At 53.2% G+C, this 13937-nt stretch carries 8 protein-coding genes; all 8 read left to right on the top strand.

What is annotated here, in order from left to right; all coding sequences use genetic code 11:
• The first annotated feature begins 11 nt into the window (after positions 1-11).
• The 8 genes from scfB to rpoC all read left to right on the top strand — a co-directional run bounded on the left by scfB (position 12) and on the right by rpoC (position 13922).
• On the top strand, positions 12-1379 hold the full coding sequence (gene scfB / locus BMX22_RS10415; protein WP_074742389.1) for a thioether cross-link-forming SCIFF peptide maturase: 1368 nt from the start codon (positions 12-14) through the stop codon (positions 1377-1379).
• A gap of 20 nt (positions 1380-1399) precedes the next feature.
• Positions 1400-1912 carry a hypothetical protein gene (locus BMX22_RS10410; RefSeq protein WP_074742388.1) on the top strand — a complete coding sequence of 171 codons (513 nt, stop codon included), beginning with the start codon at positions 1400-1402 and terminating at the stop codon, positions 1910-1912.
• Positions 1913-2035: 123 nt separating this feature from the next.
• Positions 2036-2794, top strand: coding sequence for a hypothetical protein (locus BMX22_RS10405; protein ID WP_074742387.1), 759 nt, complete (start codon positions 2036-2038; stop codon positions 2792-2794).
• Positions 2795-2805: 11 nt separating this feature from the next.
• Positions 2806-4332: a YifB family Mg chelatase-like AAA ATPase gene (locus tag BMX22_RS10400; RefSeq protein ID WP_074742386.1), complete on the top strand. Its 1527-nt coding sequence runs from the start codon at positions 2806-2808 to the stop codon at positions 4330-4332.
• Between the two features lie 158 nt (positions 4333-4490).
• A complete protein-coding gene (locus tag BMX22_RS10395; protein ID WP_074742385.1) occupies positions 4491-5651 on the top strand; it encodes an FtsW/RodA/SpoVE family cell cycle protein in 1161 nt (386 codons plus the stop codon).
• Positions 5652-5655: 4 nt separating this feature from the next.
• A complete protein-coding gene (locus BMX22_RS16490) occupies positions 5656-5937 on the top strand; it encodes a hypothetical protein (protein ID WP_074742384.1) in 282 nt (93 codons plus the stop codon).
• A 304-nt stretch (positions 5938-6241) separates the two neighbouring features.
• On the top strand, positions 6242-10147 hold the full coding sequence (gene rpoB, locus BMX22_RS10385) for a DNA-directed RNA polymerase subunit beta (RefSeq protein WP_074742383.1): 3906 nt from the start codon (positions 6242-6244) through the stop codon (positions 10145-10147).
• Between the two features lie 52 nt (positions 10148-10199).
• The gene (gene rpoC / locus BMX22_RS10380; RefSeq protein ID WP_074742382.1) at positions 10200-13922 is read left to right on the top strand and encodes a DNA-directed RNA polymerase subunit beta'; all 3723 of its coding nucleotides are present in this window, start codon (positions 10200-10202) and stop codon (positions 13920-13922) included.
• Positions 13923-13937 lie beyond the last annotated feature (15 nt).

Raw genomic sequence — 13937 nt, 5'->3', positions numbered from 1 at the left:
AGGGATAGTTTATGATACATAAATACAAGCTGAACGGGTTCAACATCGTTCTTGACGTAAACAGCGGCGGAGTCCACATCGTTGACGAGCTCACATACGACCTCCTCGACAACGTTGAGCCGCCGTTTGAAGAAAAATGTCCCGAGAAGGTAGTGGAGAAGCTCTCGCGTTCGTATACGCCTGATGACATCGAGTCATGCTATCGCGAGATAGTCGAGCTCTACAACGACAAGATACTCTTCTCCGATGATGACTACGAGAAGTACGCGAAGTATTCCGTAGCCTCGCCCGTTAAGGCGATGTGCCTGAATATCGCGCACGACTGCCAGCTGAGGTGCAAATACTGTTTCGCATCGACGGGCGACTTCGGAAAGGGCAGAAAGCTCATGTCTCTCGAAACGGGCAAGCACGCAATTGACTTCCTTCTCGAAAATTCGGGCGACCGTCCGAATCTCGAGCTTGACTTCTTCGGCGGCGAGCCGCTGATGAACTGGAACGTCGTAAAGCAGGTCGTGGAGTACGCACGCTCTCGCGAGGCGGAGTACGGCAAGAAGTTCCGCTTCACTATCACGACTAACGGACTTCTGCTCGACGACGAGAAGATAGACTTCATAAACCGCGAGATGTCGAACGTCGTGCTCTCAATAGACGGACGCAAGGAGGTCAACGACTACTTCCGCGTGCTGCCGAACGGACAGGGCTGCTACGACATCATTATGCCGAAGTACAAGAAGCTTGTAGAGGGCAGAGGCGACAAGGAATACTACGTAAGAGGCACATTCACGAAGAAGAACCTCGACTTCTCTAACGACGTATTTGCGCTGTATGACGCAGGATTCGACCAGATATCCGTCGAGCCCGTAGTAGGCGACAGCGACGAGTACGCGCTCACGGAGAAGGAGCTCCCCGCCGTATTCAAGGAGTACGAGGTACTTGCGAAGAAGCTGATAGAGAGCGAGAAGCAGGGCAAAAAGTTCAATTTCTTCCACTTCATGCTCGACCTTGACCAGGGACCGTGCGCGATAAAGCGACTTCGCGGCTGCGGCTGCGGAAACGACTACGTGGCGATCACTCCCGACGGCGACATTTTCCCGTGCCACCAGTTTGTAGGCATAGACGAGTACAAAATGGGCAACATCGACGAGGGCACCTTTGATCAGGAGATGAAGAAGGACTTCGCGGCTGCACACGTATACTCAAAGCCCGACTGCCGCAAATGCTGGGCGAAGTTCTACTGCAGCGGCGGCTGCAACGCGAACAATTACCAGTACATGGGAGATATCAGAGCGGCGCACAAGATATCGTGCCAGCTCGAGAAGAAGCGCCTCGAATGCGCAATAATGATAAAGGCAGTACGCGCTTTTGGTGAACAGGAATAAGTATTCTAAGGAGGAATAATATGGGGAATGTTTCTTCAAGGATAATGGGACAATTGTTTGGTGCATCTCCACAAACAGTTAATTACATATTAAAAAAGTACCTTGGAGTATTAGATGGCGAGGAAGGAAATTATACACCATCTGAAGAAGGAAGAGAACACGCTAATTTTTCTTATGGAAATAATGGTTCTGCGTTTATTTCATGGGATAATGATGTTCAGGAGAGCTTTAAGGAGTTGGTTGAGAATAATCCTGAAATAATATCACAAGCCAAAGAAGAATTGAGAGAGTATAGAAGGCAAAAAAAGCAGGAAGAGGAAGAAAATGACCCTTATAAGTATTTGTTAGAGGGGAACAACGATGAAAACAATTCAGAAGATGATGATTATGAAATAGAGATATCAAGTAGTACAGATGTTGTAAAATACGGATTAATTGCGGTAGCAGTGGGTTGCAGCGTATGGTACATTGGCAAATGTATTAAGAAAAAAAGAATTTTTAATCCTTTTTCAAAGAAAAACAAGAAGGAATAATAACGAAATAATCCCGAGGTCTCCTCGGGATTATTTGTTGGAGTGGATAATAATAAATGTTTACATTTCCTTGAAATGGTGGTATAATATATCTGTTATACGATAACCGAGGAGGTGAGCAGTTTGCACGACGCGAAATACGACGAAAAGCCCGACCACGGACACTATGTAGCCTGTGCGGAGCGAAGCACGCAGATATACGAATTCTCGCGCAACGTCTTTGTGTATACGGGCGGAGTCTGTCTTGTCATGCTGTTCATCACCTACTGCGGCGCAGCGATGCCGCTCGTCTCGTGGATACCCTCGCTTTTCGGCTGCCCGACCTGTGTGCCGTTTCTCTTCACACAGACAGCCGAGCTGATACTTGTGACCCTTGCTGCATTTCTTGCCTTCGGGAAGTGGAAGATACTGCACATCGGGCTGTTTATCGGCTATGTGCTGCTTGTGGTCGCGACATTTTTCTCAAGTTCGGGGATAGGGATAATAACGTTCATTATCGGCGTAGTCGGAACAGTCCTCACAGCTCCGAGCTTCAAGGTATACTCCGACTACAACCAACTTGTAAATACCGAGGGCTGGCCGCATTTCAGCCTTCACTACACTGATTCGCTGGAGCACCCGACCTACACCTCGCGCTATATGTCGGAGTACCGCTCAGCCCCCGATGACAAGAGGATAACCGCCGACGAGACCGCAGCGAGCCGTTCCGCGCCCGTGCTGCCCGAGATGGCGGACATTGAAGCGCCCGAGCCCGTAATGGAAGACATACCGCTTATCGGAGCAGCCCCTGTCCCCGATACAGCGGACACGCCCGAGCTCCCCGACGGCGAGATGTTCGTGCCCGACTCAGGGCTTTCGGACGAGCCGTTTGACATTCAGTAAGGAGGCAAGCCATGTTTGCAAAAGTATCAAGTCTCGGACTGTTCGGACTGAACGCCTTTCCCGTAGACGTCGAGATAGACATCAGCCGCGGACAGCCCTACTTTGAAATAGACGGACTCACCGACACCGTAATAAAGGAGAGCCGCGACCGTATCCGTGCGGCAATGCGCTCCTGCGGGATAAACTTCCCCGTGGCGTCGGTCATGGTCAACCTCGCACCCGCGGATATGAAAAAGAGCGGCTCGGTGCATGACACAGCGATATTCATGGCGATACTCCGCGCAATGCGCATGATAGATGACGTCCCCGAGGATGCCGCGTTCATAGGCGAGCTCTCGCTGAACGGCGATGTCCGCCGCGTGAACGGCGTGCTGCCGATGGTGATGCTTGCCCGTGAGAGCGGGAAGAAGAGCGTGTTTGTCCCTGCGGCGAACGCCCGTGAAGCGTCGGTCATCGCGGGGATAGACGTGTACGCCGTACACAGTGCCGAGCAGCTGATACTGCACTTTCGCGGCGAGGAGCCGATGACCCCCTGCGAGCACTACATACCTCCCGAGGCCGCGTACAACGAAACGCTTGACTTTGCCGATGTGCGCGGACAGCAGTCGGCGAAGAAGGCACTCGAGATAGCAGCCGCAGGAGGTCACAACGCACTGCTTATCGGCGCACCTGGAAGCGGCAAGAGTATGCTTGCGAAGCGGATGCCGTCGATACTGCCGCCCCTCACATTCGAGGAGGCGCTTGAAACTACCAAGATACACTCGATATCGGGGCTTCTCGACCCCGACACTCCTATAATCACAAAGCGCCCGTTCCGCTCGCCGCACCACACGATATCGTCCGCGGGACTTGCAGGCGGCGGCAGCATACCCCAGCCGGGCGAGATATCCCTTGCACACAACGGGCTGCTCTTCCTCGACGAGCTCGCGGAGTTCGACAGACGTACACTTGAGATAATGCGCCAGCCGCTCGAAGACAGGAAGGTAACGATAGCGCGCGCATCGGGAACGATAACCTACCCGTGTACGATAATGCTGATAGGCGCGATGAATCCGTGCCCGTGCGGTTATTACGGACACCCGAAGCGCAAGTGCATATGTTCGCAGAAGAAAGTCTCGGCATACCTGTCGAAAATATCGGGACCCCTGCTTGACCGCTTCGACCTGCACATAGACGTAGCCCCTGTGGAGTACGACGACCTTTCGGCAAAGACGAGCGAGGAGTCCTCTGCGGAAATAAGGAAGCGCGTAATGGCGGCGCGTGAGATACAGGCAGAGCGATTCCGCGGTACTGACATCACCTGCAACGCGCTCATCACACCCGACAAGCTGCGTGAAATGTGTCCTATGGACGACGGAGCGGAGGCGATGATGAAGAGCGTTTTTGACAGTCTCGGGCTAAGTGCCCGTGCATATGACAGGATATTGAAGGTCGCGCGGACGATCGCCGACCTGAGCGGGAACGAGGTCATTACGCGAAGGCACGTTGCCGCAGCTGCGCAGTATCGCAGTCTCGACCGCAAGTATTGGCATGAATAAACCTGACGGCAATTGAGAAAAAATTGAAAATTGAGAATTGAGAATTAATGTGTCCGCTGACGCGGACGAATTTCAAATAATATCGGCGAAGCCGATACCGCGAGCTAATGGCTGACGGCTAACGGCTAATAGCTCAAAAAAGAAAAAGGAACAAGAAAATGGGATCAGTATTCAAGAAATTACCCGCCAACAAGCATAATATCGACCTCGGACTGCTGTTTGCGGTTACGCTCTGCGCGTGTATCAGTACGATACTGATATGGTCGATAGTCAAGAGCGGTATAAGCGAGAACGAGGGCGTCGGAGACAGCTACTGGCAGACCCAGCTCATATCCATGGGACTTGGCATAGCGGCAGCGTATATCATCTCCTGCATCGACTACCGCAAGCTTGTGAAGATATGGTGGCTGTTCGTACCGATAACGCTGGTGCTCGTAGCGCTGCCCTTCACATCGCTCGGCTATCAGCGCGACGGCGCGGACGATCAGGGCTGGATACGCTTATTCGGCGTAAGTATGCAGCCGTCGGAGATAATGAAGATAGCGTTCATCCTCACATTCAGCTATCATCTCTCGCGCGACGAGGAGGACATGAACAAGCCGCTGCATATGCTTCTTCTTCTTATCCACGGAGCCGTGCCGATCGGTATAGTCGCATTGCAGGGCGATTACGGAACGGCAATCATCTTTGCGGCGATATTCACATTTATGATGATATCGGCAAAGATATCGTGGAAGTACCTTATAGCCGCGCCGTTTGCAGCGGCAGGAGCCATAGCCGTGATGTGGTTCAATTTCCTTAGTTCTTTCCACAAGCAGAGGATACTGATACTGTTTCATCCTGGCACAGACCCCGAGAACATCGAGTACCAGCAGGACCTCGGACTTGCGGCGATAAAGTCGGGCGGAATCTTCGGAAAGGGGATATTCGACGGCAAGAAGGACTACATCTACGTTCCCGAGCTCCACAACGACTTCATTTTCGCTCATGTGGGGCAGGTATTCGGATTTGTCGGCTCTATAGGCATCATAATAGTTCTCGCGTATATCATACTGAAAATATTCGCAGACAGCCGCATCACGCGCGACCGTCTCGGGCACTTCATATGCATGGGAGCTTTCGGACTTTTCTTCACCCACTGTCTTATGAACATCGGCATGGTGCTGAAGGTAGCGCCCGTTATCGGCATACCTCTGCCGTTCCTGAGCGGCGGCGGAACGGCGATGCTGAGTATGTATGCGGTGATAGGGCTTGTTATCAGCACCTACAGCCACCGTGCGGTCGCATACAACGTATTCTACGACGAAGACGAGGAGTGACGCCATGAAAAAAGGCTTGCTTATAGCAGGAGCCGCAATTTTGGGAGGCAGCGGGCTTGGAACAGTCGGACTTATCGCGTGGTTCGTGTACACGCTGAGACGTGAGCCCGAGCACATAGGGATAATAGGCGGCGCAGACGCTCCGACCGCGATATTTCTTGCGGACAGACTGAGCCCACTGTTTGTTGCGGTATTTGTGCCGCTTTTCCTGTTAATATTCATCGGAGCTGGACTGCTCGCTGCTGCGATAATAATGCATCTTATACGGAAAAATCCCGAGGCATGACCTCGGGATTTTTGCATTTTCAGCCCAATTGCATTAAGCTACAAAAAAAGCCGAGGCTTCACATGAAACTTCGGCAAGAATGCTGATATTTACCAAAAGCGCTTGACACTGCTGCAAAAGAGTGATATACTAATATAATGTATCAATATGGAAAAGTGCCGCTACTTTGCAAGATATTATAGCACATCTGTGCAGTACTTGTCAATAGCTTTTTCAAAAATTTTTCCAAAAGGGTACGCAAGGTGATAACAGCCCCGACGCGCAGAAGCGTCTGCGGGGTAGAAATAATAAGGAGGTTCCGCCTATGGTGAATGTAACACCTAAGCAGCTGGGAAAAAACGTCAGGATGAGCTTCGGTAAGATAACCGAGCCTCTTGAGATGCCGAACCTTATCGAGGTGCAGAAGAACTCGTATAAGTGGTTCAGGGAAGAGGGACTGAGAGAGGTATTCCGCGACATGACCGCGATAACCGACTACAACGGCAATCTCGTCCTCAACTTCAAGGACTACCGCTTCGACGACACCCCCAAGTACAGCCTTGCGGAGTGCAAGTCCAGAGGCGCTACATATCAGGTAGCGATGAGGGCGACAGCAACTCTCTGCAACAAGGAGACGGGAGCAGTCAGCGAGAGCGAGATATACATGGGCGACTTCCCGCTCATGACAGACAGCGGAACCTTTGTTATCAACGGTGCGGAGCGTGTCATCGTATCACAGCTCGTGCGTTCGCCGGGCGTTTACTACGCATTCGAGAAGGATAAGACGGGCAAGGACCTCTTCAACACCACCGTTATCCCGAACCGCGGTGCATGGCTCGAATACGAGATGGACTCGAACGATATCGTATACGTTCGTATCGACAAGAACAGAAAGATACCGATAACCACATTCATCCGTGCGCTCGGCATCGGCTCCGACGAGGAGATATTCGAGTTCTTCGGCGAGGACGAGAGACTCAAGCAGACCATTCTCCAGAAGGACCAGACAAAGAACAACTCCGACGCACTTATCGACGTGTACAAGAAGCTTCGTCCGGGCGAGCCCCCGACGGTCGAGAGCGCGGTAACACACCTCAACAATCTCTTCTTCGATGCCAAGAGGTACGACCTCTGCCGCTTCGGAAGATACAAATACAACAAGAAGCTCGGCATAGCAACGCGTCTGTCGGGTCACGTACTCGCAGAGCCCGTTATCAACCCGATGACAGGCGAGATAATGGCTGATGCGGGCGAGACCATCAGCTACGACAAGGCTTGCGAGATAGAGCAGGCAGGCGTATACAGCGCATTCGTCACAGTCGAGTCCAAGGAGTATTTCACCAACGACCGCGGCGAGACCCAGATACGCCCCGTTGAGAAGACCGTGAAGATAATCGGCAACGGCATGGTAGACATCAAGGGCTACGTTGACTTCGACACCGAGAAGTACGGCATCAACGAGAAGGTATCCTTCAAGGTGCTCCGCGAGATAATGGAGAATTCCGCCGATGCCGAGGAGCTTGAGGAAAACATCAAGAAGCGTGCCGATGAGCTCGTTCCCAAGCACATCATCCTCGACGATATCTTCGCAACTATCAGCTACTTCATCAACCTCTGCGAGGGCGTAGGCACGGTTGACGATATCGACCACCTCGGCAACAGACGTATCCGCTCCGTAGGCGAGCTTCTCCAGAACCAGTTCCGTATCGGCTATGCCCGTATGGAGCGCGGAATCCGCGAGAGAATGAATATCCAGACACAGGACGTGAACACCCTCACGCCCCAGACTCTCATAAATATCAGACCCATATCCTCGGCAATGAAGGAGTTCTTCTGCTCATCGCCTCTGTCCCAGTTCATGGACCAGAACAACCCCCTCGCCGAGCTGACTCACAAGAGACGTCTCTCCGCTCTCGGACCCGGAGGTCTTTCCAGAGACCGTGCGGGATTCGAGGTCCGCGACGTTCACTACAGCCACTACGGCAGAATGTGTCCTATCGAGACTCCTGAAGGACCTAACATCGGACTTATCTCCTACCTTGCAACATTCGCAAGGATAAACGAGTACGGCTTCATAGAGGCACCCTACCGCAAGGTAGACAAGGCAACGGGCGTTGTCACGAACGAGGTAGTATATATGACTGCCGACACCGAGGACAACTTCGTAGTTGCACAGGCAAACGAGCCTCTCACAGAGGACGGCAAGTTCGCACGTCCGCGTGTTAATGCGAGATACCGCGAGCAGATACTCGAAATAGACAACGAAAAGGTAGACTACATGGACGTATCGCCTAAGATGGTCGTTTCCGTAGCTACCTCCATGATACCCTTCCTCGAGAACGACGACGCTAACCGTGCCCTCATGGGTTCAAATATGCAGAGGCAGGCTGTACCGCTCCTCAAGACCGAGCGTCCGTTCGTCGGCACAGGTATGGAGTACAAGGCGGCTGTTGACTCGGGCGTATGCGTAGTTTCCGAATACGACGGCAAGGTAACATACGTTGATGCCGACAAGATACACATGATAGACTCCGAGGGCATCGAGCACAAGTACGAGCTCATAAAGTTCAAGCGCTCGAACCAGGGTACCTGCGTAAACCAGAGACCTATCGTCACAGCAGGCGAGGAGGTCAAGAAGGGACAGGTGCTCGCTGACGGTCCCGCGACCGCAGACGGAGAGATATCCCTCGGCAAGAACGCCCTCATCGGCTTCATGACATGGGAAGGCTACAACTACGAGGACGCCGTTCTTCTTAACGAGCGTCTCGTAAGAGAAGACGTATTCACATCAGTTCATATAGAAGAGTACGAGATAGAGTGCCGCGACACCAAGCTCGGACCCGAAGAGATAACCCGCGATATCCCCAACGTCGGCGACGACGCACTCGCGAACCTCGACGAGAACGGTATCATCCGCATCGGTTCGGAGGTAACATCGGGCGATATCCTCGTAGGCAAGGTAACGCCGAAGGGCGAGACCGAGCTCACCGCCGAGGAGAGGCTCCTCCGCGCTATCTTCGGTGAGAAGGCAAGAGAAGTCCGCGACAACTCCCTCAAGGTACCTCACGGTGAGGCAGGCGTCATCGTTGACGTCAAGGTATTCACCCGCGAGAACTGCGACGAGCTCAGCGCAGGCGTAAACAAGCGCGTTATCTGCTACATCGCCCAGAAGCGCAAGATAACGGTCGGCGATAAGATGGCTGGTCGTCACGGAAACAAGGGCGTCGTATCGCGCATACTCCCCGAGGAGGATATGCCTTTCCTCCCAGACGGCACACCGCTCGATATCGTGCTCAACCCCCTCGGCGTTCCTTCACGAATGAACATCGGACAGGTGCTTGAAGTCCACCTCGGCATGGCGTGCAAGGCTCTCGGCTGGCACATCATGACCCCCGTATTCGACGGCGCACACGAGGGCGATATCCGCGAATGCTTCAAGATGGCAAACGAATACGCTCAGGAGCACAAGGACGATATGTTCGAGCTCAAGGCAATGGATAAGGTCATCAACCCCAAGGCACTCGAATTCACAGACGACTGTAAATTCACACTCTACGACGGACGCACGGGCGAGAAGTTCGACAACCGCGTAACGGTGGGCTATATGTACTACCTCAAGCTCCATCACCTCGTAGACGATAAGATACACGCACGTTCGGTAGGTCCGTATGCTCTCGTAACACAGCAGCCGCTCGGCGGTAAGGCGCAGTTCGGCGGACAGCGTTTCGGAGAAATGGAAGTTTGGGCTCTCGAGGCTTACGGTGCAGCCTATACTCTTCAGGAGATACTCACCGTCAAGTCGGACGATACCATCGGACGTGTCAACACCTACGAGGCTATCGTAAAGGGACAGAACGTTCCTACACCTGGTATACCCGAGTCCTTCAAGGTACTCATCAAGGAAATGCAGTCACTCTGCCTTGACGTCAAGGTGCTCGACAGCAATCAGGAGGAGATCGACCTCAAGCAGAACTTTGACGACGATCCGATACCTGCAAGAGATTCCTACGCTGACGAGGATACTGCCGACGGCACAAGCTACTCCGACGACGAGCTCGGCGAGGCAGGCTTCGGCTTCGAGGACGGCGACGACTTCGACAGCGTTGACAAGGACGACGAGTTCAGCTTCGATGATGACGAGTCCGATGACGACCTCGACTTCAACGACGAGGAGGAAGGCGACGATGTATTCGACAGCTTTGACCTCGACGAGGAAGGCGACGAGAACTGATAAACAGTCGGTATACGAAATGAATCGGCAATAAATTGCAGGAGGTAGCAGTTTGGAAAACACGACTTTTGAATCAATAAAGATCGGTCTTGCATCGCCCGAGCAGATAAGAAGCTGGTCGTACGGCGTTGTTGAAAGACCCGAAACCATAAATTACAGAACACAGAAGCCCGAGAGGGACGGTCTTTTCTGCGAAAGGATATTCGGACCCACAAAGGACTGGGAGTGTCACTGCGGCAAGTTCAAGAAGATACGCTTCAAGGGCAAGATATGCGACCGCTGCGGAGTTGAGGTAACAAGAGCAAGAGTGCGCCGCGAGAGAATGGGACACATCGAGCTTGCAGCTCCCGTGTCTCACATCTGGTACTTCAAGGGCACACCGTCCCGTATCGGACAGGTGCTCGAGGTATCGCAGAAGCGCCTCGAGGAGGTACTCTACTTCACAAAGTACATCGTAACAGACCCTGGCAACACCGAGCTTGTGAAGAAGCAGCTCCTCTCCGAGAAGGAGTACCTCTCCTACGTTGAGAAGTACGGCGACGATTTCAAGGCAGAAATGGGCGCCGAGGCTATCAAGAAGCTCCTCAACGAGTACGACCCCGCAAGATACGACACACAGAAGAACCGCCTCATCGAAACAGGCAAGATAAACATCGGAAGCAGCCATGTTGAGTGCTACAACAACCCGCTCGAGTGCGAGTGTGAGGAGTGCCGCAAGTTCGCGGAGCTCACAGATGTCGAGTGGAAGAACAACATCGAGATAGTATCCGACGACCTCAAAAACGAGCTCGTTGGACTTCCCTCGGGTCAGAAGAAGGTAAAGCTCTTAAAGAGGCTCCAGATAATCGAGGCATTCCGCCTCTCGGGGAACAAGCCCGAGTGGATGATACTCGACGTAGTCCCCGTTATCCCGCCCGACCTCCGTCCTATGATAATGCTCGACGGCGGACGCTACGCCACATCCGACCTCAACGACCTCTACAGACGTGTTATCAACAGAAACAACCGTCTGAAGAGAATGCTCGAGCTCGACGCTCCCGACATCATCGTAAGAAACGAGAAGCGTATGCTTCAGGAAGCAGTTGACGCTCTCATCGACAACGGCAGACACGGCAGAGCTGTAACAGGTCCGAGCAACCGTGCTCTCAAGTCACTCTCCGATATGCTCAAGGGTAAGCAGGGACGTTTCCGTCAGAACCTTCTCGGTAAGCGAGTTGACTATTCGGGACGTTCGGTTATCGTCGTAGGACCCGAGCTGAAGATGTACCAGTGCGGTCTCCCGAAGGAAATGGCACTCGAGCTCTTCAAGCCCTTCGTACTCAAGAGACTCGTTGACAAGAAGGCAATCGCAAATATCAAGTCCGCAAGAAAGCTCATCGACCGCGCCGACAACAAGGTGTGGGACGCTCTCGAGGACGTCATCAAGGACCACCCCGTAATGCTCAACCGAGCTCCTACGCTCCACCGTCTGGGTATACAGGCATTCGAGCCGATACTCGTAGAGGGCAGAGCTATCAAGCTCCACCCGCTCGTATGCTCGGCGTTCAACGCTGACTTCGACGGCGACCAGATGGCTGTACATCTCCCGCTCTCGGCAGAGGCACAGGCAGAGGCGAGATTCCTTATGCTTGCGGCAAACAACCTCCTCAAGCCCTCGGACGGTAAGCCTGTTGCCGTACCTTCGCAGGATATGGTACTCGGTTCCTACTATCTGACAATGGATAAGCCGGGCGAGCCTGGCGAAGGCAAGGTCTTCCGCGATGTGAACGAGGCTCTCATGGCATACTATGAGCACGATGTATCGCTCCACGCAAACATCAAGGTCAAGATAACGAAGGACATCGGCGACAAGAAGGTTTCCAAGATAATAGACGCAACAGTCGGAAGACTCATCTTCAACGAGAACATCCCGCAGAACCTCGGATACGTTGACAGAACGAACTCCGACAAGCAGTTCGACCTCGAGGTAGCCTTCCTCGTAGGCAAGAAGCAGCTCTCCGACATCATCGAGCGCTGCATCAAGATACACGGCACAACGACCACCTCCGAAGTCCTTGACCGTATCAAGGCACTCGGCTACAAATATTCGACAAGAGCAGCTCTCACCGTTGCTGTATGCGACGCCTCCATTCCTCCGCAGAAGAAGGAGATACTCGCAAAGGCAGACGAGGAAGTAGCACGCATCACAGAGGATTACGAGTACGGCTACATCTCCGCCGAGGAGAAGTCCAAGCAGGTAATCGAGCTCTGGACAAACACCAACGACGAAGTAACAGCCGCACTGAAGGCAAACTTCGACCGCTACAATCCTATCTGGATGATGGCTGACTCGGGCGCCCGTGGTTCTATCTCGCAGATACGTCAGCTCGCAGGAATGCGCGGACTTATCGCCAACACATCGGGTGCCGTAATCGAGATCCCGATCAGAGCCAACTACCGTGAAGGCCTTAACATCCTCGAATACTTCATCGCATCCCGTGGTGCCCGTAAAGGACTTGCCGATACGGCTCTCCGTACCGCTGACTCGGGTTACCTTACCCGCCGTCTCGTTGACGTATCACAGGACGTTATCATCCGCGAGGAAGACTGCGGTACAACAGACGGTATCGAAGTATACGAGATAAAGAACGGCAACGAGGTAGTTGAGCCGTTTGCAGAGCGTCTCGTAGGCAGATTCCTCTCGGAGGACCTCCGCGACGAGGCAGGCGAGCTCATCGTCTCCAAGAACAAGCTCATCAACGACGCAGACGCGAAGAAGATAATCGAGGCAGGCGTCGAGAGGATAACTATCCGCTCTGTCCTCAACTGTAAGGCAAGGAACGGCGTATGCGCGAAGTGCTACGGCGCAAACCTCGCATTCAACAACGTAGTATCTGTCGGCGAGGCTGTCGGCGTAATCGCAGCCCAGTCCATCGGCGAGCCTGGTACACAGCTCACCATGAGAACCTTCCATACAGGCGGTGTTGCATCAGCCGACGCGGAAGATATCACACAGGGTCTTCCCCGTGTCGAGGAGCTCTTCGAGAGCAGACGTCCCAAGGGCGCGGCTATCCTCTCCAAGATATCGGGCAGGATAACCATAGAGGAAGTAAAGACCACCCGCAATATCATCGTTACCAACGACGAGACAGGCGAGAGCGAGAGCTACATGATACCTTACAACCTCAAGATACGCGTACAGGAGGGCGAGCAGATAACCAAGGGCACGCGCCTCACCGAGGGCAACATCTACCCGACGGATATCCTCAATATCCTCGGCATCCACGACGTACAGAACTACATCATCAACGAAGTACAGAAGGTTTACCGTTTACAGGGTGTTGATATCAACGACAAGCACATCGAGGTCATCGTACGTCAGATGCTTCGCAAGGTCAAGGTAGAGGATTCGGGCAGCAGCTACCTGCTTCCGGGCAATCTTGTTGACCGCAAGGAGATCGACGCAATAAACGAAGAGCTTCAGGCACGTATAGATGCAGGCGAGTACGATGTACAGCTCGTACAGGTAACTCCCGTGCTTCAGGGTATCACGAAGGCATCCTCCAACTCCGACAGCTTCATGTCGGCGGCTTCCTTCCAGGAGACCACAAAGGCACTCACAGACGCAGCGATCAGAGGCAAGAGCGACAAGCTCCTCGGACTCAAGGAGAACGTTATCATCGGTAAGCTCATACCCGCAGGTACAGGTATGGAATGCTACAGCCATGTCAAGGTCGTAAAGACCGAGACGGCAGCCGAGCACAATCCCGCGATAAACAGCGCTCCTATCGTATAAAACCCGCTCATCCCC

Origin of the sequence: Ruminococcus sp. YRD2003 (assembly GCA_900109435.1) — a bacterium.
Taxonomy (GTDB): Bacteria; Bacillota; Clostridia; order Oscillospirales; family Ruminococcaceae; genus Ruminococcus; species Ruminococcus flavefaciens_G.
The sequence above is the reverse complement of the archived record's forward strand: the minus strand, read 5'-3'. Positions and strand labels throughout refer to the sequence as shown.